Raw genomic sequence first — 20,354 nt, 5'->3', positions numbered from 1 at the left:
TCCTTTAGGCCTTGCAGAACTCAGCCAGGACCGAGGGGTCCGCTCCGGCCGGGCAGGGATCGAACGTGAAGATGACGAGCGTGCCGAGCACGATGACGATGATCGAGGCGATGTAGAGGATCACCTGCAGAGCCATGCGGGTGCTGGGCTTCTCGGAGTAGTCCATGATGATGGTGCGCAGGCCGTTGGTGCCGTGCAGCATCGCCAGCCACAGCATGAGCAGATCCCAGATCTGCCAGAACGGGCTGGCCCACTTGCCTGCGACGAATCCGAAGTCGATGGCCTGGACGCCGTCGCCGGCCCACAGGTTGACGAACAGGTGGCCGAAGATGAGGATCACGAGGATGACGCCGGAGACGCGCATGAACAGCCATGCGAACATCTCGAACTTCGAACGCGTCGACTTGTGCCGGGAGTAGCCGGTCCGCGGAGCCGGAATGGATGTTGTGCTCATGTCAGCCTCCGAAAGTGTGCATCAGCTGGCGAGGAATGAAGGCGATCATGATGATGAGCCAAAGGACCATGACTCCCCAGAACAGCTTCTTCTGATTCTTCGGGCCACTCTTCGAGAAATCGACGAGAATGACGCGCAGCCCGTTGAACGCGTGGAACGCGATTGCGGCGACCAGGGCGATCTCACCGAATGCCATGACGGGTGTCTTGTAGGTTCCGATCACTGCGTTGTAGGCCTCGGGCGAGACGCGGACGAGTGCAGTATCGAGCACGTGGACCAGAAGGAAGAAGAAGATTCCGACGCCTGTGACGCGATGCGCGACCCAGGACCACATTCCTTCGTTTCCTCGGTACAGAGTGCCCGTAGACGCTTTGGCCACGGAGCATCCTCCATCTTGAGTATTGGGGTGTGTACGTCTAGAAACTACGCCGAAGACCGCTCCGGTGCCAGTCGAGACACCGCTCAGCGTGCCGGATCACACCTCAACCCTGGCAATTCCCTCAAAACTGGGATTTCCCGTCTCACGGATTTTCATTTACATCACAGTCGTGTGCGCTAAATGATGAGATCTCCGGTCTGACCTGCATGACCCTTGCGAGCCCCGCGGTTGACGCCGACGCGGTCCCCGACCGTCACCGAGGCGGCCCCGGGGTGGGGTTGTCCCCACCGCCACGCTGCGGCTGAGCTCCTCCGACACGGCGGACAACCTCGGGGAAGCGATGCCCGAACTCTGGGACACTGATTCCGTGAATACCCATTTCCACGCCATCATCCCCGCAGGCGGTTCGGGAACCCGCCTCTGGCCGCTGTCCCGTCGCGCCAACCCGAAGTTCCTCCACGATGTGCTCGGGCTCGGTCGCAGCCTGATCCAGGCCACCTGGGATCGGGTGGCCCCCATGGTCGGTGAGGACAAGGTCTGGGTGGTCACCGGCGAGACCCACCTCGACCAGGTCGCCTCCCAGCTGCCCGGGATCTCACGGACTCAGATCGTCGCCGAACCCTCACCCAAGGACTCCGCCGCGGCGATCGGCCTGGCCACCATGCTCATCGCCCGCGAAGACCCTGCGGCGATCGTCGGGTCGTTCTCCGCCGATCACTCGATCACGAACGTCGACGAGTTCCGCCTCGTCATCGACCAAGCCGTGGCCGCCGCCGAGACCGGGGACATCGTCACCGTCGGCATCATGCCCCGCAACCCCGCGACCGCCTACGGCTACATCAAGACCGGCGATCTGCTCGGCCTCGACGGGGCGCCCACCGCTCGTCGGGCGCTGGCGTTCGCGGAGAAGCCCGCCGCGAGCACTGCCCGTCGGTACGTGAATTCCGGACGCTACCGGTGGAACGCCGGCATGTTCATCTCCAAAGCGGAATCCCTGCTCGAGATCCTCGCCGAGGAGGACCCCGCCCTCTTCGCCGGACTCTCCCGGATCGCCGAGGCCTGGGACACCCCCGACCATCAGGAGGTGCTCGAGGAGGTGTGGCCGGGCCTGGAGAAGCGCGCCATCGACTATGTCGTGGCCGAACCCGCCGCTGCCGCCGGCCGTGTCATCGTCATCCCCGGCGACTTCGGCTGGGACGACGTCGGCGACTTCGACTCCGTGGCCCGACTGCGCCAGCCCGTGCCCGGCGAACCGCGTGGGGTCATCTCCATCGGCGGCAACACCGATCTGCTCGAAGTCGATGCCTCGGGCGTGGTCTTCTCCGAAGGGCCGCGGACGGTGGCGATCGTCGGACTCGAAGACCTCGTCGTCGTCGACACCGACGACGTTCTGCTCATCACCTCCCGCTCTCACGCTCAGGATGTGAAGAAGGCCGTGTCCGCGGCAGGGGAGCGGGGGCTCGACGAATTGCTCTGAGCCGATGCCCTTCGCGGGAAGTTGCCCTTCGTGGGAAGTATGTCGAAATTGGTCGCAGTGAGCACAGATGTGACGGTCTGTGCTTAGCATTGCTTCCAATGGTCGACACCAGCCATCCCCGAACTTCCCGCTGACGAAGGACCTGACATGATCAGCTCGACAATCGCTGAGATCGGTGCAGAGCTCATCGATTTCCGCCGCGACATCCATGCCCACCCGGAACTGTCCTTCCAAGAGTTCGAGACCACCGACAAGATCGTCGCCCGCCTCGAAGCCGCCGGGCTCCAGCCGCGGCGACTCGAGGGCACCGGCGTCGTCTGCGAGGTCGGGGAGGGGCCGGTGGCCGTGGGGCTGCGTGCCGATATCGACGCTCTGCCCGTCGACGACCTCATCGACGAGGAGTTCCGTTCGACGGTGCCCGGTGTCGCCCACGCCTGCGGCCACGATGTGCACCTGACCTCCCTCATCGGCGCCGGCATTGCCCTGCAGCGCATCCACGAGACCCGTCCCGGCGGACTCGGCGGTCGCGTCCGCCTGATCTTCCAGCCGGGCGAGGAGGTCACCCCGGGCGGGGCGCTGCGCGTGATCTCCCAGGGCGTCCTCGATGATGTGCCCGAGGTCTACGCCGTCCACTGCGATCCGAATGTCGACATCGGCAAGGTGGGTTCGCGCATCGGTGCGATCACGGCTGCCGGAGACACCGTCATCATCCGTCTCTCCGGGCACGGCGGGCACACCTCCCGGCCGCACCTGACCGAGGACCTCGTCTACGCCCTCGGCAAGCTCGCCACCGATCTGCCCTCGACGCTGGGCCGTCTCATCGACCCTCGCCACGCGATCTCTCTGGTGTGGGGTGAGATCAGCGCCGGTCATGCCGCGAACGTCGTTCCCAGCGAGGGGATTCTGCGCGGGACCCTGCGCTGTCTCGACGTCGACGGGTGGAACCAGGTCGCCGAGGTGCTTCCCGAACTCGTCGATCGCATCGCCGGTCCGTACGGAGTCGACGTCGATCTCGAGCACCGCCGAGGTGTGCCTCCCGTGGTCAACACCGAAGACCAGGTGACACTCATCGAATCCGCTGTGCGCGGTGAGCTGGGAGAGAACGCAGTGCAGCTGACTCCGCAGTCGATGGGCGGAGAGGACTTCGCCTGGTACCTCACCCACTGCCCGGGCGCGCTCATCCGGCTGGGCACCCGCACGCCCGGCGGCATCACCTATGACATCCATCAGGGTGATCTGCTCATCGACGAACGCGCGGTGGCCATCGCAGCCCGCGTCTTCACCGCCACCGCGCTCAGGGTCCTCGACCGTGATCGCTGATCTCCCGAGCCGCAGCTGAGCACGGGCCCCGCCGCCGCGGGCCCGGGCCTGCCGGCTGATTACCCTGCCCGCACCGCCGGCCGATAATCTAGGACTCATGAGGATGAGAGCCCGGTCCACCCTGCTGGCCGCACTCGGTGCGGTGAGCACGCTGGCGCTCGGCGCCTGCTCCGTGACCGCTCCCGAACCGCTCGAGGAGACCCGGCTGGGCTGCCTCGTCTCCGCTCCCGCCGGATTCGACGATCATGCGGCCGGTGCCCTCACACTCGCCGAAACGGAACTGGCCCGCGAAGCCGGTGTCTTCTCCGGCACCTCGAGCCAACGGGTCTCGGGAGGGTCGGCCACCTCGGCGGCCCTGGATCGGATGCACCGGCAGGACTGCGCACTGACCACGGTGATCGGACCCGGCGGTGCCGACGAGCTCGCCGACTTCGCCGCCGCGCATCCGAAGGAGCTCTTCCTCGGGGTCTCCAGCGGCACCGAAGACCTGCCGAAGAACGTGCTGAGCATCGACTTCGACCTCGTCCCGCCGGCGTTCATCGCCGGGTACACCGCGGCCACCGCCTCGGAGACGGGGAAGGTCGGCGTCGTCGTCTCCCACGGGTTCCCGCAGGCCGGGGCCATCCGCAGCGCCTTCGACGCCGGGGTCGATCTGTACAACGACGAGAAGGACGAAGGCGCGGCGACGGTGACGTCCTATCGCAGCACCACCGCCTCGGCAAGCAGGTCGATCTCCGATACCCGCACGGCCGGTGAGGACTATTTCGATGAGTCCTTCGACGATGACGCCGACGTCCTCGTGCCCTTCGGTTCGGCCGCAGCGATGGGGGTGGTGACCGCGGCGGACGAGAAGCGCAAGGATCTGGCCGAGGCCGCCGACGACACCGAGGTCGAGGACGAGAAGAGCCCGATCCTGCCGAAGCTCGTGTGGTACGGCACCGCGGGCGGGTTCTCGCAGTCGATCGTGGCGAGCATCGAACCCAACGTCCGCCGCGGGCTGCGCACGATGTTCCCCGACTGGCCGCAGAGCAAGAACCCCGACGAGGTGGCCCCCGCGCCGAAGCGCGGACCGGAGGAGATCAGCGGCTTCCGCGTCGGTGACCGGGGCTACATGGGCACGCTCGACAACGGCGGGGTCCGCATCATCGCCGAGGACGGGTTCCTCTCCCGCGTCTCCGATGCCGGTCGAGGCATCACGGACCTGCGCGAGCGGATCAAGAGCGGGGATATCGACCTGGAGAGATGATGAACGGCCGACGGCGGTGTCATCGGATAAGCTGAGACGGTGATGAATGTACCCGCCGGCGTCGCCTCCGACGACCCCATCCTGCAGCTGCCCAAAGTGTCCCTCCACGATCACCTCGACGGCGGGCTGCGCCCGTCGACGATGATCGAGCTGGCCGATCAGATCGGCCACACCCTGCCCGCCGCCGACGCGGAGTCGCTGGGCCGATGGTTCGCGGAATCCGCGAACTCCGGTGATCTCGTCCGCTACCTCGAGACCTTCTCTCACACCGTGGCCGTGATGCAGACCGAAGACAATCTGCGTCGCGTGGCCAAGGAATGGGTGCTCGACCAGGTCGCCGACGGCGTGTTCTATGCCGAGGCCCGGTGGGCTCCCGAACAGCATCTCGAGGGCGGGCTGGAGCTCGACACCGTCGTCGAGGCAGTCCAGGACGGGCTCGAGGCCGGTGTCTCGGAAGCTGCCGCCGAGGGCAAGTACATCCGCGTCGGCCAGCTCATCACCGCTATGCGTCAGGCCGACAATTCCCTGGCGATCGCGGAACTGGCCATCCGTCACCGTGAGAAGGGCTCGGAATCCGGTGTCGTCGGCTTCGACATCGCCGGACCGGAGAACGGCTTCCCGCCCTCGGCGCACCTCTCCGCGTTCAACGCCCTCCATCAGGCCTATGTGCCCGTGACGATCCACGCCGGTGAGGCCGCAGGCAAGGAATCCATCCACGAGGCGATCACCATCTGCCACGCTCAGCGTCTGGGCCACGGCGCCCGGATCGTCGAGGACATGGAGATCGTCGATGGAGAGGGACAGCTCGGCAGCCTCGCCGCGTGGGTCCTCGACCAGCAGATCCCGCTGGAGCTGTGCCCGAGCTCGAACCTGCAGACCGACATCGGCGGCACCATCGCCAGCCACCCGATCACGGGGCTGAAGGATCTCGGCTTCGCCGTGACCATCAACCCGGACAACCGGCTCATGTCCGGCACGTCCATGTCGCGGGAGATGCGTCTGCTCGTCGATGAGGCGGGATGGACGCAGACGGATCTCGAATGGGCCACCGTGAACGCGGTGACCGCTGCCTTCCTGCCGCTGGATGTGCGCGAGCGCATGCTCGACGAGATCCTCATCCCCGGATTCGCTCGGGTGAACATTTGAGTTCTCGCAGTGACCGGTCTGCCGTGCCCGGAGGCTCACAGGATCCTGCCGGGCACGGTGTCCCGACTCCGCGGGCGATGACCCTGGTCGTCGTCGTCCTCGGCATTCAGGCGCTGGCCCTGGTCGGTTCGGCGCTGTCGTTCATCATCACGGCCATCGGCGCGGGTGAGCTGGCCGCATCGCTGGTCGGCCTGGCCGTCATGTTCCTCATCTTCGCGGCCGGAGTCGGTGCCGCGGCACGTGGGGCGTGGCGGCTGCACCGGTGGGCGCGACCCGCGGCGATCGCGTTCGAGCTGCTCGTCATCGTCTTCGCCTTCAGCGTCATCGGCGGATCTCTGTGGCTGGGCCTGGCCTGCCTGCTCACCGCCATCGCCGTGATCATGGGCTTCTTCCTGCCCCCGGTCGTCGAGGCCTACAACCGCGCCCTGGCCGACTGAACCGCGCCCTGGCCGACTGAACCGCTGTGCCGTTTCGGCCGCGGGGACTCCTCACCGCGGGGGAGCGAACTCACCGAGGCGGAGCCGGCGGTGACCATCTCTGCACGCTCGCGGCCTGCGCGGCGATGAGTCGCGAGGGAACGACCGAGAACACCGCGTTGCGGACCCGTGCCAACAGCGGGGAGTCGAGCTGGAACATATGCCCCATGAGACGTGACTTCCGGGCGATCGACTGTGAGCGCGGCCTGCGCAGCGCATCGTACCGGTGCAGGGCCTCATCGAGTTCTGCACGCAGCGCAGCACCGCGCTCAGCCAGCGGGGCGAGCAGCGCGGTCAGTGTCGCCGCGTCCTCGAGCGCCTGGCCGCCTCCCTGCCCGAGGTCGGGCGTCATCGCGTGCGCGGCATCGCCGAGGAGCACCACCCGGCCCCGATGGAATCGAGCCAACCGGTGGGAGAGGTCGCTGATCGGGGTGCGACGGACCGCCTCGGCGGGGGTGGCTTCGATGAGTTCGGCGATGGGGCGGTGCCAACCTGCGAACATCGCCTCGACGGTCGCCTTCTCACGGGCGAACACGGCATCCTGGGGCATGTTCGCCACGGCGAACCAGTAGACGCGGCCATCGGCCAGCGGAGCGATGCCGAAGCGGCGCCCGCATCCCACCGATTCCCCGGCGGCACGCTCCAGATCCACCGGCACCGAGGTGATGCCCCGCCACGCGGAATAACCGGAGTACCGCGGTGCGACCGTTCTTCCGGCGACGACTGAGCGGATCCGACTGTGCAGGCCGTCGGCGGCGATGATGAGGTCGAAACGCTGCTCGGCCGCAAGCTGTGCCTCGGAATCCGTGCCGACCGCACCCGCGGTGACAGTCAGGGTGCCGTCGGTCGCGGACGCGACCGCTGCCGCGTCGGTGCGGACGGTCCCCGGTGCCAGAGCCCCGAAGAGGATCCGGTGGAGATCGGCGCGGTCGACGATGCGCAGCGCCCCGACGGAGTCGTTGGGGACCTGGGCGATCCAGCGTCCATCGGCGCGACGCTGACCTGCGGCGAAACCTTCGACACTGCGGTCGGTCACCGCGTCGAAGTCCTCGGAGAGGCCCAATGCGTCCAGTGCCGCCAGACCGTTGGCGAAGATCGACAGACCCGAACCGCCGGCCCTGACTTCGGGAGCGCGTTCGAACACGGTCACCTCGGCACCGGCTCTCTGCAGCCCGACGGCCGCAGAGAGCCCGCCGATTCCGGCTCCGACGATGGCGATCTTCATAGGCTCACGCGACTGGTCTTACTGGAGGTAGTCGCCGCAGGCTTCGGTGAGGAAGTCGCCGGCGACTTCGCCCTCTTCCCCGAGGCTGATCGCCGTCATCTGGATACCCCACCACACGCGAGGTGAGCCGCCCCACTGCTGTCGGAACTCTTCGCGGCGGCCGGGATCCTCGGCGAGGTCGTCCGCGGCAAGACCGATCCGCTCCTGCGCGTCCTCGGCAGTGCAGCGCTTCTCGTCGTCCGGGCCCTTCGGATCGAGCTCGGGGATGTCCTTGTCGTCGACGTTCTTGAGCGTGAACGCCGAGTTGCCGATCTCCTCGACCTCGAAAGTGCCGTGGAGGAGCAGGAACGGGGAGAGGTCGTCATCGACGCTGTCCGCATCGAGGGTGACGCTGACACTGTCTGGGCTGTCGGCGGTCACGGTCATCTCTCCGGAGTCGGGCACTTCGGGATTGCCGGTGTGCACGTAGACCTTGAGGTAGGCCTCGGACTTCTTCTCGGCCGCCTCGGCGAGGCCCTGCCACAGCGGGTCGGTGTCCTTCGCCCCGCCGGGTGAGGAGTCGACGATGGACACCTTCGGCGCATCCTTGGGCGTCTCGATCGGCGTGACCTCCTCCTTGCTCACCGAAGGGCGGGGCTGGGGGCGGGTCTCCTCGGGAGTCGACACGCAGGCCGTCGTCGTGGCCAGCAGCGCAGCGGCGGACAGAAGGGCAAGGGGGCGAAGTCGCATGGTTCCTCGAGGTGTCGTCAGGGGCCGTGTGGTGTCAGTTCCAGCCTAATGTCCGCCCGTGCCCGAGCCCGGGCGGACGCGCGGCGAAACGGCGAACGGGCCGGCGACGCACAGAGGGCCTCAGCCGTGGCGGGCAGCGGCGATGAGCGCGCGCAGACTCTCACGCTGGCGGCCGTCTGCATCGAAGTTCGCCTCGTCGAACCAGGCCCGGTATCCCTGCCGCAGGGACGGCCATTCGCTGTCGATGATCGAGAACCACGCGGTATCGCGGTTGCGTCCCTTGACCACGAGGTGCTGACGGAACACGCCTTCGAAGGTGAAGCCGAAGCGCTCGGCCGCCCGCTTCGACGGCACATTGTCGTCATCGCACTTCCATTCGAAGCGGCGGAATCCGGAAGCGAAGACGAGCTCGGCGCAGAGGAAGAGCGCCTCGGTGGCCGCGGCGGTCCGCGACAGACTCGGACCCCAGAGGATGTGCCCGATCTCGATGACTCCGTTGGCGGCATCGATGCGCATGAGCGCCTGCCGCCCCAGCGCCCGACCGGTGGACCGGTCGACGACGGCGAAGAACAGGGGATCGGGGCTGCCGGCCGCCTCGGCGATCCAGGAATCGAACTCCCCGCGATCGGTCTGCGGAGTCTGCGGCAGGTACCGGAACCGGTCGTCGATCCCGGTCGGTGCCGTGACTTCCGCGAAGAGGTCATCGCCGTGAGCGGCCGAATCCAAGGGTTCGAGGTCGACGAATCGACCGTGGATCGTCTCTCGCCGAGGCGGCTGTGCGCCGGTGAAGTCCGTGAGGTCAGCAGGTGGCATGGTCTCAGTCCTCGTCGCTGTCGAATCCGGTGGAGAGCTCTCGGAGCAGGGACGCGAGATTGCGGCTTCCCGCGGCCGTGAGTCCGCTGAGGATCGCCCGTTCCTTCACGAGCAGATCGGCCAGTGCGGAGTCGACGGTGGCGCGACCGCTCTCGGTGAGGTGGACGAGCACCCCGCGTCGGTCTCCGGGATCCGGCCGACGTTCGACCCAGCCGCGGGTGACGAGCCGGTCGATGCGGTTGGTCATCGTCCCGCTGGTGACCAGGGTCTCCTGCAGCAGCGTCGAGGGGGAGAGCTGATAGGGTTCGCCCGAGCGGCGCAGGGCGGAGAGGACATCGAAGGCCCATCCCTCGATGCCGTAATCGGAGAAGCTCGACTTCCGAGCCAGATCCAACTGCCTGGCCAATCGCGAGACGCGGGAGAGGATCTCCATCGGAGAGACATCGAGGTCCGGACGCTCACGCCGCCAGGCTGCGACTATTCGATCTACTTCGTCCATGCAACGATTTTACGTCCATATCAAGAATCTTGACGCCAAAGATACTTTTTGACGAGACATTGCTTACCCCCAACGTCTATTTGACATGCGCGTTTGGATGGACGGGTGCCTTTGGGAATATGGTTGTCCTTGGTTGTTGCATCCGTCAACGAACCTGCAGGGGCCAACCACCCGGCAGCAGAAACGAAGGAATACACGTGGATCTTTTCGAGTATCAAGCACGTGACCTGTTCGAGAAGCACGGAGTGCCCGTGCTCAAGGCTCAGGTCGCGACGACGCCAGAAGAAGCGAAGAAGGCAGCCGAGGCTCTCGGCGGCGGAACCGTGGTCGTGAAGTCTCAGGTCAAGATGGGCGGCCGCGGAAAGGCCGGCGGCGTCAAGGTCGCGAAGAACCCTGATGAGGCCGAAGCCCGGGCCAAGGACATCCTCGGACTCGACATCAAGGGTCACGTCACCGAAAAGGTGATGATCGCCGAAGGTGCCGACATCGCGGAGGAGTACTACTTCTCCGTCCTCCTCGACCGCTCCAACCGCACCTATCTGGCCATGTGCTCGAAGGAAGGCGGCATGGAGATCGAGCAGCTCGCCGTGGAACGCCCGGAAGCGCTCGCCAAGATCCCCGTCTCCGCCATCGACGGCATCAACGATGCCAAGGCTGCCGAGATCGCCGAGGCTGCCGGCTTCGACGCCGACACCGCCGCGAAGATCGCTCCCGTCCTGACGAGCCTGTGGACCGTCTTCGAGTCCGAGGACGCCACCCTGGTCGAGGTCAACCCTCTGGTCAAGACCGGTGCCGGCGACATCATCGCCCTCGACGGCAAGGTCTCCCTGGACGACAACGCCGACTTCCGCCACAAGGAGCACGAGGAGCTGCGCGACATCAGCGCAGAGAACCCTCTCGAGCTCAAGGCCAAGAAGCTCGACCTCAACTACGTCAAGCTCGACGGCGAAGTCGGAATCATCGGCAACGGTGCGGGTCTGGTCATGTCGACCCTCGACGTCGTCGCCTACGCCGGTGAGAAGCACTCGAACGTCAAGCCCGCGAACTTCCTCGACATCGGAGGCGGCGCCTCGGCTGAGGTCATGGCCAACGGACTCGACGTCATCCTCGGCGATGACCAGGTCAAGTCCGTCTTCGTCAACGTCTTCGGCGGAATCACCGCCTGTGACGCCGTGGCCGACGGCATCGTCAAGGCCCTCGAGATCCTTGGGTCGCAGGCCACCAAGCCGCTGGTCGTCCGCCTCGACGGCAACAACGTGGAAGAGGGGCGCGCCATCCTGCAGAAGGCCGCGCACCCGCTCGTCACGCTCACTGACACGATGGACGGTGGAGCCGACAAGGCCGCCGAACTGGCTGCTGCCAAGTAAGGAAAGGTCTTTACAACAATGTCTGTCTTTCTGAATTCCGATTCGAAGATCATCGTCCAGGGCATCACCGGCGGAGAGGGCTCGAAGCACACTGCTCGCATGCTCGCTGCCGGATCGAACATCGTCGGCGGTGTCAACGCCCGCAAGGCCGGCACCACCGTGAAGCACAATGACAAGGACGGCAACGAGGTCGAGCTCCCCGTCTTCGCCTCCGTGTCCGAAGCGATGGAAGCCACCGGTGCCGATGTGTCCGTGGCCTTCGTGCCGCCGGCCTTCTCCAAGGACGCCGCGATCGAGGCCATCGACGCGAAGATCGGGCTGCTCGTCATCATCACCGAGGGCATCCCGGTCCAGGACTCGGCCGAAGTCTGGGCTCGTGCTCAGGCGGCCGGCAACGCCACCCGCATCATCGGGCCCAACTGCCCGGGCATCATCACCCCCGGCGAGTCGCTGGCCGGCATCATTCCGGCCAACATCACGAAGAAGGGCAAGCTCGGACTGGTCTCGAAGTCCGGCACGCTGACCTACCAGATGATGTACGAGCTGCGTGACCTCGGCTTCTCCACCGCCATCGGCATCGGCGGAGACCCGGTCATCGGCACCACGCACATCGATGCGCTCGAAGCCTTCGAGGCCGACCCGGAGACCGAAGCCATCGTCATGATCGGCGAAATCGGCGGCGACGCCGAAGAGCGTGCAGCCGCCTTCATCAAGGAGAACGTGACGAAGCCGGTCGTCGGCTACGTCGCAGGCTTCACCGCTCCCGAGGGCAAGACCATGGGCCACGCCGGCGCCATCGTCTCCGGCTCCTCGGGAACCGCCCAGGCTAAGAAGGAAGCCCTCGAGGCTGCGGGCGTCAAGGTCGGCAAGACCCCGACCGAGACCGCCGAACTCATGCGCGAACTCCTCGCCTGAGTCCCAGTGCGAACCGGCCGTCGCTGATACCAGCGCGGTCCGGCCGAGGCTGACACCAGCGCGCCAGAGGTGCCCACGTACGTCACACGTGACGTGTGGAGGCACTCCTGGCGCGCTGTTGTGTGTTCGGACCGTGCGTATCCGGACCGTGCGCGTTCGGATCGTGCGCGTTCGGACCGGGTTTTCGGCTCGTGCCTGCGCGGTTCGTGCCTGCTCGTGCCGGCACTGAGCCGGACCGGGAGCAAACCGCACTGGTGGGGAGCGCCCCACACCGTTGGCGGCAGAACACCGCGTTCGGCACAATTCGCCTCGGCGGCCGCGGAACACCCCGGTGCAACGGGAGTGTGTGGAGTTGCCGGTGGGTGATGCCCGGTGGAAGACGCCCGACGAGCGTAGGTCTCAGGCGTACTCGAGGTGGATTCCGGAGTCCTCGAGGCGGGTGCGTTCCTTCTCGGGCAGACGGTCATCGGTGATGATGAGGTCGAGTTCGTCGAGGTTGAGGGCCCTGAACCTGGCATGAGTGCCGAACTTCGACGAATCGGCCACGAGGATCGTGCGCTCCGCCGCCTGATCCGCCGCGCGTTTGAGCGTCAGTTTGTCCGTCTCCGAGGTGGTCAGGCCATGATCGAGGTCCCAGGCGCCGGCGCTGAGGAAGGCCATGTCGATCGACATGGCGTTCAGTGTCGCTGCTGCCAGGGGACCGCTCGAGGAGCCGCTGTTGCTGTCGATGGTGCCGCCGGTGTGGATCGCCATGACGTCTTCGGCCATGAGCCGCATGGCCGAAAGGAAGTCGTTGGTCACGACGGTGATATCGCTGATGGTCAGGAGGCGTTCGACGATCGCTTCGCAGGTGGTGCCGGCATCGAGGAAGACCGTCGAACCCGGACGGACATGAGCGGCGGCCGCTCGAGCGATCGCCTGCTTCGCCGGCGTCTCGAGCTCGGTGCGCGGTGCCCGCTCGACGGGTGTCTGCTGGCGCGGAGAGCCGATCAGCCGGACGCCCCCAGGGACCGATTCGACCAGACCCGCCTCTTCGAGTGCCGCTATATCGCGACGCACCGTCATATGGGAGACGTTCATCGTCTCGGTGAGTTCACGTACGCTGAGCGCCACGGAGGCACGGAGCAGCTCGACGATCTCGTGCTGTCGCTGATCGGGGATCAGCGGGGCGGAGGGCTTCGGATGTGGGGGCACGATTCCAGGGTACCAACAATGCACACATGTTCACATCGATTCCCAAAGCGTGTGAATATATGTGATAGCGTGCGTGAATATGTTAACGAAGTTCGAGGCCCTCCGAGCCATCCATGACACCGGAGCCGTGCTCATCATCCGACTCGATTCCGAAGACGAAGCACTCGCCGTCGCCCATGCGGCGATCGCCGGCGGAATCCGTGCCCTTGAGATCACGCTCTCGGTGCCCGGCGCCAAGCGCATCATCACAGCGCTGAGCGAAGAGTACTCCGCTCAGGGCGTCGTCATCGGGGCAGGAACCGTCCTTGACGCGCAGTCGGCCTACAGCTGCATCGAGGCGGGCGCGCAGATGCTCGTGAGCCCGAACCTCGACCGCGGGATGCTCGAGGTCGCCAACCGCTACCAGGCGGTGAGCATCAGCGGCGCGTTCACCCCCACCGAGGTGGTCGAGACCCTCAGCGCCGGTGCTGACATCGTCAAACTGTTCCCGACCGAGATCTCGGGTCCCGGATATCTCAAGACCGTCCGCGCCCCCTTGGCCCAAGCGCCGATCCTGCCCGCAGGCAGTGCGACCCCCGAGAACGTCTCGGAGTGGATTGACGCGGGTGCCGCGGCGATCGGTGTCGGCAGCTCAGTGACCAAGGCGGCTCGCAGCAGCGGAGACTACGGTGACGTCACCACCGCTGCCCGCACCATGCTCGCGGCCATCGCTTCGGCGCGCGGACACGGAGATCAGGAATGAGCGCCGTGGCCAGCCCCCGTCGCACGGCGAGGACGCGCAACCCGCGACGAATCCGCTGGATCTTCGTCACCCTGCTGGTCATCGGCGGCATCGTCAACTACCTCGACCGCTCCACCCTCAGCGTGGGCAATACGACCATCGCGCAGGAGTTCGACCTCAGCGCGACCCAGATGGGCCTTCTGCTTTCGGCTTTCTCCTGGCCCTACGCGATCGCGAATCTGCCGGCAGGCTACCTCGTCGACAAATTCGGTGCGAAGAAGATGTTCGCGTTCGCCTCCGGTGCCTGGTCACTGGTGGGCATGGTCACCGCTGCGGCGAATTCCTTCGGCGTGCTCTATGCGCTGCGAGTGGCGCTCGGAGTCGCGGAATCTCCGTTCTTCACGGCCGGCCTCAAGGTCAACGAACGCTGGTTCTCCGCCAAGGAGCGCGCGTTCCCGATCGCCCTGGTCAACACCGGTTCGCAGATCGCCAACGCGCTGGCGCCACCGCTGCTGACCTTCCTGATGCTCACGATGTCCTGGCGCGGCATGTTCATCATCGTCGGCGCCCTCGGCATCATCGTCATGCTCGTGTGGCTGCGCATCTACCGCGACCCGACGCTGCGTGAGGAGCACATCCTCAAGGGCGACGACGCCGCCGATGCCGCAGCCGACGAGATCTCGGATCAGCTCGATGAGGCCACCGAGGCCGAAGCCGACGCCGTGGTCGAAGGCGCCGAGAAGGTCGGCTGGGGGACTCTGTTCACGAAGCCGAACACCTACTTCATGATCATCGGCGCCTTCGGCATCTTCTACACGGTCTGGGTCTACCTCACCTGGCTGCCCAGCTACATCGAGACCGATCTCGGCTTCAGCCTGCAGGAGACCGGGTGGCTCGCGGCGCTGCCGTTCCTCATGGGTGTGCTCGGAGTTCTCGCGGGAGGATGGTTCTCCGGCGTCCTCATCCGACAGGGCAGGCCCGCGATCTTCGCCCGCAAGGTTCCGATCGTCGGCGGCGCCGTCCTCGCGGCCGCCTCGGTGTTCCCGACGGCCTATGTCGACAATGTGCCGCTGATCATCGTGCTGCTGTGCCTGGGCTACTTCTTCTCGCAGGTGCCGATCGGCTGCCTGTGGACCCTGGCCTCCGATGTGGCACCGAGCGAGCAGGTCGCCTCCTTGGGCGCGATCCAGAACTTCGGCGGGTTCATCGGCGCTGCCTTGGCCCCGGTCGTCACCGGCTGGCTCGTCGACACCACCGGCAACTTCAACTCGGTGTTCCTCGTCGGCGCAGTGCTGCTCGTCATCGGAGCGATCTCCTATGGCTTCTTCGTCAAGGACCGCAGCCGGGAGCGGCAGTGATCGGCTCAGAGACCTCGACGGTCTTCGTTGTCATCGGCCCCGCCGGCAGCGGCAAGTCCAGCGTGAGCACGGCACTTGCCGCCGAATTCGGAGCCGCCCTCCTCGACAAGGACGTCGTCTGCGGGCGACTGACCGAGGCACTGCTCGAGATCGCCGGAACCGACCCCTGCGGGCGGGACGACAACCCCATCTATCAGGATCGCGTGATGGACCTCGAGTACCAGACGCTGCTCGCGGTCGCCGGCGACAACCTGCGGCTGGGCCGCAGCGTCGTCCTCGACGCCCCCTTCGGCCGCTACCTTCCCGATGCGGCCTTCCTCGAGGACAATGCCGGCGACCATGACTGGCCGCAGGCCGAATGGGTCGTCGTCCGCGTCGCCGTCGATGGTGAGGCCATCCGCGAGCGGGTAGCGGCCCGAGGGCTGTCGCGCGATCATTGGAAGCTCGAGAACTGGGACGAATTCTGGTCGCGTGCCTCAGCCGTCGAGTGCCTGTGGCGGGGAGTGAGGATCGTCGACGTCGACAATGACAGACACGGCTTCGACAGCGCCGAGGTGATCAGGCAGACCAGAGCCCAGCTCAGCGATCGCGGATGAGCCATGGCTTCGGATCAGAATGCGCCGGTCGGGAAGTGGCGATACCCTGAAGCTGTGAACGACGACACACAGACAGCAGACGGCCGGACGTCAGCCCCGGCACCCGAATCCTCCCTCGCGGCCCATCCGCGCAACTTCGGCTCGGACAACTGGGCGGGTGCCCACCCGGAGGTCATCACCGCCATCGCCGAGGCCAATGTCGGCCATGCGCCCGGCTACGGCGACGACCCGTGGACGGCGCATCTCCACGAGGTGATGAAGGGACATTTCGGCCCCAGCGCACAGGCGTTCCCGGTCTTCAACGGCACCGGTGCCAATGTGCTGGCCCTGCAGTCGGCACTGCCTCGCTGGGCTGCGGTGATCACGGCCGCCTCGGCGCACATCAACTACGACGAGACCGGCGCACCCGAGAAGGTCGGCGGACTCAAGATCGTCGGTGCCGCGACCGAGAACGGCAAGCTCACCCCGGAGACCATCAGGGGTGCGATCGTCGGCCGCGGTTCCGAGCACAATGCCCAACCGCTGGCTGTGAGCATCTCCCAGTCCACGGAATGGGGCACGACCTACACCCCCGACGAAATCGCGGCGATCGCCGACACCGCGCATGAACTCGACATGCTCGTCCACGTCGACGGCTCCCGCCTCGGCAACGCCGCCGCCCACCTCGGGGTCGGCTTGGGCGACATCACGACCGCGGTCGGGGTCGACATCGTCAGCCTCGGCGGAACGAAGAACGGCCTGCTCGGCGCCGAGGCAGTCATCGTCCTCAACCCCGACATCAGCCAGGGCATGCGTTTCCTGCGGAAGATGAATCTGCAGCTGGCGTCGAAGATGCGCTTCCTGTCCGCCCAGCTCAACGCGCTGTACGAAGGCGACCTGTGGCGGGTTTCGGCGACCGCGTCGAACGACATGGCCGAGTACCTTGCCGAAAGACTCGCCGAGGCGGCCGAGAGCAAGGGCATGGTCGGGCTCGAGATCGTGCAGAGGGTCGAGTCGAACGTCGTGTTCGTGCGCATGCCCGCCGAGGTGGCCGAGCGTGCGCGACAGAAGTTCGCTTTCGCGGATTGGCCCTTGGAGACGGGCATCGTCCGTCTCATGTGCGCCTTCGACACGACGAGAGAGGACGTCGACGCGCTCGTCGCCGCCATCGCCGGCAACGACTGACCCGACGCTCCCAGGCTGCTGCGGAGCCGTCGAGCGGCCGTGCCGGCCACGACGGCTGATGCCCGCCTGAGCTGACAGTTGTCCGTAAAGAAGAACACTGAAGAAAGAAGATGAATGAAGAAGGCCCTCGTTCCTGCCCTGACGATTCTGCTCGTGCTCATCGTCGGGGTGATCGGATACATCCTCAATTCGGGTCCGGTATCGGGCGACGAAGCGGCGGATGACTGCGACGTCTCGGCCTACACCATGGGTGTGAAGTGGCAGCAGCAGAGCGCCGAGGCGATGGCGCTGCAGGGACAGACCTATGAGATGGCTGCGCGTCAGCTCGACAAGGCCGTTTCCAAGGCCTCGGACGGGGAAGATCTGGCCATCATGACCGACCTCGATGAGACTGCCATCGACAATTCGAAGCTGCTGGCCCGCGATATCGCCAAGTGCCATGACTTCAGCGGCTGGGACACGTGGGACGACTGGGAGAAGAAAGGGGAGCCGACCATGATCCCCGGTGCGTTGGAATTCTTCGAACATGCCGACCAGCTCGGAGTCGACATCTACTACGTCTCGGACCGGACGGAAGAGAACCGGGCGGAGAATGTCGAAGCCATTGCCAAGCTGGGCCTGCCCCAGGCCGATGACGACCACGTGATGCTGCTGGGCCCGCCGAAGGACGAACGGCGTGCGAAGGTCGAGGCGAACCACACCCTGCTCATGCAGCTCGGTGACACCCTGCACGATTTCGATGGCGCATTCGCGGATGCGTCCGTCGACGAGCAGAGGAAACTGGTGGAGAAGAACCGTGCGAAGTTCGGCACCGAATGGATTGTCCTGCCCAATCCGACCTATGGCGACTGGAGCGAATCCGACCTGGACGAATGGGACGCACCGGTTCGCACCGATGACTGAAGTCGGTTGGCGAGCCGGCGCGCGCGACTACTTCTTCCTGCGGTCGACCTTCACAGACACGACGGGAACCTCGGAGTCGAGGATGATCCGCTGCGCCGTCGAGCCCATGATGAGCTTGCCGACGGGCGAGCGGCGACGGGAGCCGATGACGATCATTCGGGTATCGGCGGTCGCCTCGGCCAGCGCCAGGAGCTCTTCGACGGGATCGTTGCCGCGGAGGAATTGAAGGATCTCGTGGGAGACCTCGGAAGACTGCAGCGTCTCCTTGAGCTCTTCGATGTCTTTGCTGGTGGCCACACCGCGTTCGTCGGGAGTCTCACCTATTCCGGCATTGAGCACGACGAGGACATCGTCGAATGCGCGGGCCTGCTCGATTCCGAATTCGACAGCGGCCTTGCCTTCGGGCGAGGGGGAATAACCGACGAGGATTGTCATGATCTCTCCTGGTGCGACATTGGACGAAGCTCCCTCAATTTGTAGCACACCCGCCCCTGTCCACCGGGCGGCGGTTCGCATCTCGGAGCGAGAATCGCGCAGACGAGATTGAGATATTCCTCACTCGGCCCGCCAGAGCACGGGTGTCAGCAGCGACCGCCTGGCCGTATTCGGCGAGGTTTCGTGCGTCCGGTTGCGGATTTCGATGGCGGCAACGATGCGTCAGCCGCTTGTCCGGGGCAGTAAGGTAACCTGGGCGCTCTGTGCGTCATACACGAAACAGAAGGAAGACTCAGTGACAGATTCGCAAGAGAAGCTCGGCCGGGTGAGCGCCTCCGGCGCCGATGGTGAGAAGAAATCGGAATGGCAGACCGTCAAGGCCATCATCGCGGCCTCGTCGGGCAACCTCGTCGAATGGTTCGACTTCTATATCTACGCCTTCTTCAGCGTCTACTTCGCTGAGCAGTTCTTCGTCGAGGGCAACCCGACCCTGTCGCTCATGCAGTCCGCCGGCGTCTTCTTCGTCGGCTTCCTCATGCGTCCCATCGGCGGCTACATCTTCGGTCGCGCCGCCGACCGGATGGGCCGTAAGAACTCGATGCTCATCTCGATCCTGCTCATGTGCGCCGGCTCCCTGTGCATGGCGATCCTGCCGACCAGCGCGACCGTCGGATCCTGGGCGGCCATCCTGCTGCTGCTCGTGCGCATGGTCCAGGGACTCGCCGTCGGCGGTGAGTACGGTGCGACCGCGACCTACATGTCCGAAGTCGCCACCGAAGGCAAGCGCGGCTTCTACTCCTCCTTCCAGTACGTCACCCTCATCGGCGGACAGCTGCTGGCCAGCCTCTTGGCCGTCATCATGACCCACACCCTGGGCACCGAGCAGATCGAGGAAGGATGGTGGCGTCTGCCGTTCGTCATCGGGGCCGCGGCCGCCATCGTCTCCATCTGGCTGCGCCGCGGACTCACCGAGACCACCTCGGCTGACACCCGCAAGGATGAGAACTCGGGCAGCTTCTACGAGGTTCTGCGTCACCCTCGCGCCTTCCTCGTCGTGCTCGGCATCACCTGCGTCGGTTCGCTCGTGTTCTACGTCTTCACCACCTATATGCAGAAGTTCCTGCTGCTGCAGAACGAAGGCACCCCCGGCGAGGAGATCTTCAACAAGGGCTCCATCGCCGATCTGATGACGATCTGTCTGCTCATCTTCGTCTTCATGCAGCCTCTGGCCGGCATGCTCTCGGACAAGATCGGCCGGAAGAACAACATGCTCATCTTCGTCATCGGCATGATCGCCCTGCCCATCCCGATGCTGAGCATGATCGGCAAGGCCCAGTCGATGGTCACCGCCGGCATCCTCATCATCATCGCCATGGCGTTCATCAGCATGTACACCTCGATCTCCGGCATCGTGAAGGCCGAGATGTTCCCCGCCCACATCCGCGGCATCGGCGTCGGGTTCACCTACGCGATCGGCAACTCGCTCTTCGGCGGGTCCGCCGAGTACGTCGCCCTGTGGTTCCGCGACGCCGGAATGGCCACCTGGTTCGCCATCTATGTCGTCATCGTCGCGATCGTCGGCTTCGTGGCCGTGCTGTTCATGCACGACAACCGGAAGCATTCGACGATCGACAATGCCGATTCCTCGGCGTACAAACGCGTCGGGCGCTGATTCGTCGGCCCTGATCCCATCACCGAGGCAGCCCGCCGCGGCCGCGTCTGACAAGTGCCCCAGAACGCTGAGTTCTGGGGCACTCGTCATCTGCATCGCCGCTCGCGGACCGACGCTGCGACGTTTCGTAAGAACGTGATGTTGGAATAAGTGGATATGCGTTGGAATGTGATTGACGATACGTGAATAGCGTCATAAGATCATTCAAACCAACAGATAACCACGTGGGTTTCGTCCGGATCGACGACGAACCGCGCGAAGGAAA

Annotated in this window: 21 protein-coding genes; 13 read left to right on the top strand and 8 right to left on the bottom strand. The window is 65.6% G+C overall.

The window, feature by feature from the left end; genetic code table 11:
* Positions 1-4: 4 nt before the first annotated feature.
* Positions 5-454 (bottom strand): succinate dehydrogenase hydrophobic membrane anchor subunit, encoded by a 450-nt coding sequence (locus tag ACPUD7_RS01505; protein WP_135541422.1) that lies wholly within the window; start codon positions 452-454, stop codon positions 5-7.
* A 1-nt stretch (position 455) separates the two neighbouring features.
* Positions 456-833, bottom strand: coding sequence for a succinate dehydrogenase, cytochrome b556 subunit (sdhC, locus tag ACPUD7_RS01500; RefSeq protein ID WP_135541421.1), 378 nt, complete (start codon positions 831-833; stop codon positions 456-458).
* Between the two features lie 367 nt (positions 834-1,200).
* On the opposite strand from sdhC, the gene ACPUD7_RS01495 reads away from it, so the two are divergent.
* The 5 genes from ACPUD7_RS01495 to ACPUD7_RS01475 all read left to right on the top strand — a co-directional run bounded on the left by ACPUD7_RS01495 (position 1,201) and on the right by ACPUD7_RS01475 (position 6,459).
* The gene (locus ACPUD7_RS01495; RefSeq protein WP_425118887.1) at positions 1,201-2,310 is read left to right on the top strand and encodes a mannose-1-phosphate guanylyltransferase; all 1,110 of its coding nucleotides are present in this window, start codon (positions 1,201-1,203) and stop codon (positions 2,308-2,310) included.
* 147 nt (positions 2,311-2,457) lie between these two features.
* Complete coding sequence (locus ACPUD7_RS01490; RefSeq protein ID WP_425118885.1) at positions 2,458-3,630, top strand: amidohydrolase; 1,173 nt, start codon at positions 2,458-2,460, stop codon at positions 3,628-3,630.
* A gap of 97 nt (positions 3,631-3,727) precedes the next feature.
* Positions 3,728-4,876: a BMP family ABC transporter substrate-binding protein gene (locus ACPUD7_RS01485; RefSeq protein ID WP_425118884.1), complete on the top strand. Its 1,149-nt coding sequence runs from the start codon at positions 3,728-3,730 to the stop codon at positions 4,874-4,876.
* 42 nt (positions 4,877-4,918) lie between these two features.
* Positions 4,919-6,022 carry an adenosine deaminase gene (locus ACPUD7_RS01480; protein WP_135541551.1) on the top strand — a complete coding sequence of 368 codons (1,104 nt, stop codon included), beginning with the start codon at positions 4,919-4,921 and terminating at the stop codon, positions 6,020-6,022.
* Complete coding sequence (locus ACPUD7_RS01475) at positions 6,019-6,459, top strand: hypothetical protein (RefSeq protein ID WP_226829721.1); 441 nt, start codon at positions 6,019-6,021, stop codon at positions 6,457-6,459. The genes ACPUD7_RS01480 and ACPUD7_RS01475 overlap by 4 nt, the downstream gene beginning before the upstream one ends.
* Before the next feature lie 70 nt (positions 6,460-6,529).
* Here the strand turns inward: ACPUD7_RS01475 and ACPUD7_RS01470 are convergent, their stop codons facing one another.
* From ACPUD7_RS01470 to ACPUD7_RS01455, 4 genes are all read right to left on the bottom strand, one after another.
* Positions 6,530-7,723, bottom strand: a complete 1,194-nt coding sequence (locus ACPUD7_RS01470) for an FAD-dependent monooxygenase (RefSeq protein ID WP_135541415.1) — start codon at positions 7,721-7,723, stop codon at positions 6,530-6,532.
* Positions 7,724-7,741: 18 nt separating this feature from the next.
* Positions 7,742-8,452 (bottom strand): hypothetical protein, encoded by a 711-nt coding sequence (locus ACPUD7_RS01465; protein WP_135541413.1) that lies wholly within the window; start codon positions 8,450-8,452, stop codon positions 7,742-7,744.
* Positions 8,453-8,572: 120 nt separating this feature from the next.
* Positions 8,573-9,265, bottom strand: a complete 693-nt coding sequence (locus ACPUD7_RS01460; protein WP_135541411.1) for a GNAT family N-acetyltransferase — start codon at positions 9,263-9,265, stop codon at positions 8,573-8,575.
* A gap of 4 nt (positions 9,266-9,269) precedes the next feature.
* The gene (locus tag ACPUD7_RS01455; RefSeq protein ID WP_135541409.1) at positions 9,270-9,764 is read right to left on the bottom strand and encodes a MarR family winged helix-turn-helix transcriptional regulator; all 495 of its coding nucleotides are present in this window, start codon (positions 9,762-9,764) and stop codon (positions 9,270-9,272) included.
* A gap of 197 nt (positions 9,765-9,961) precedes the next feature.
* Between ACPUD7_RS01455 and sucC the strand changes: the two genes are divergently transcribed.
* Entirely contained in the window at positions 9,962-11,131 is a 1,170-nt protein-coding gene (sucC, locus tag ACPUD7_RS01450; RefSeq protein ID WP_135541407.1) for an ADP-forming succinate--CoA ligase subunit beta, read from the top strand.
* Between the two features lie 18 nt (positions 11,132-11,149).
* Positions 11,150-12,046, top strand: a complete 897-nt coding sequence (sucD, locus tag ACPUD7_RS01445; protein ID WP_135541405.1) for a succinate--CoA ligase subunit alpha — start codon at positions 11,150-11,152, stop codon at positions 12,044-12,046.
* A gap of 399 nt (positions 12,047-12,445) precedes the next feature.
* On the opposite strand, the gene ACPUD7_RS01440 is transcribed toward sucD, so the two are convergent.
* Positions 12,446-13,240 (bottom strand): DeoR/GlpR family DNA-binding transcription regulator, encoded by a 795-nt coding sequence (locus ACPUD7_RS01440; protein ID WP_240689989.1) that lies wholly within the window; start codon positions 13,238-13,240, stop codon positions 12,446-12,448.
* Positions 13,241-13,319: 79 nt separating this feature from the next.
* Between ACPUD7_RS01440 and ACPUD7_RS01435 the strand changes: the two genes are divergently transcribed.
* From ACPUD7_RS01435 to ACPUD7_RS01415, 5 genes are all read left to right on the top strand, one after another.
* On the top strand, positions 13,320-13,982 hold the full coding sequence (locus ACPUD7_RS01435; protein WP_425118882.1) for a hypothetical protein: 663 nt from the start codon (positions 13,320-13,322) through the stop codon (positions 13,980-13,982).
* Entirely contained in the window at positions 13,979-15,319 is a 1,341-nt protein-coding gene (locus ACPUD7_RS01430) for an MFS transporter (RefSeq protein ID WP_135541401.1), read from the top strand. Before ACPUD7_RS01435 ends, ACPUD7_RS01430 begins: the two co-directional genes overlap by 4 nt.
* Complete coding sequence (locus ACPUD7_RS01425; protein ID WP_425118880.1) at positions 15,316-15,915, top strand: AAA family ATPase; 600 nt, start codon at positions 15,316-15,318, stop codon at positions 15,913-15,915. Before ACPUD7_RS01430 ends, ACPUD7_RS01425 begins: the two co-directional genes overlap by 4 nt.
* A 54-nt stretch (positions 15,916-15,969) precedes the next feature.
* Positions 15,970-17,079, top strand: a complete 1,110-nt coding sequence (locus ACPUD7_RS01420) for a threonine aldolase family protein (protein ID WP_425118879.1) — start codon at positions 15,970-15,972, stop codon at positions 17,077-17,079.
* A 114-nt stretch (positions 17,080-17,193) separates the two neighbouring features.
* Entirely contained in the window at positions 17,194-17,982 is a 789-nt protein-coding gene (locus ACPUD7_RS01415) for a 5'-nucleotidase, lipoprotein e(P4) family (protein WP_425118878.1), read from the top strand.
* A gap of 27 nt (positions 17,983-18,009) precedes the next feature.
* On the opposite strand, the gene ACPUD7_RS01410 is transcribed toward ACPUD7_RS01415, so the two are convergent.
* Entirely contained in the window at positions 18,010-18,417 is a 408-nt protein-coding gene (locus tag ACPUD7_RS01410; protein WP_425118877.1) for a universal stress protein, read from the bottom strand.
* A 295-nt stretch (positions 18,418-18,712) separates the two neighbouring features.
* Between ACPUD7_RS01410 and ACPUD7_RS01405 the strand changes: the two genes are divergently transcribed.
* The gene (locus tag ACPUD7_RS01405; RefSeq protein ID WP_425118876.1) at positions 18,713-20,089 is read left to right on the top strand and encodes an MFS transporter; all 1,377 of its coding nucleotides are present in this window, start codon (positions 18,713-18,715) and stop codon (positions 20,087-20,089) included.
* The last annotated feature ends 265 nt before the right edge of the window (positions 20,090-20,354 follow it).

Source organism: Brevibacterium sp. FAM 24630, assembly GCF_049804075.1.
Taxonomy (GTDB): domain Bacteria; phylum Actinomycetota; class Actinomycetes; order Actinomycetales; family Brevibacteriaceae; genus Brevibacterium.
This window is presented reverse-complemented; position numbering and strand designations above follow the sequence as displayed.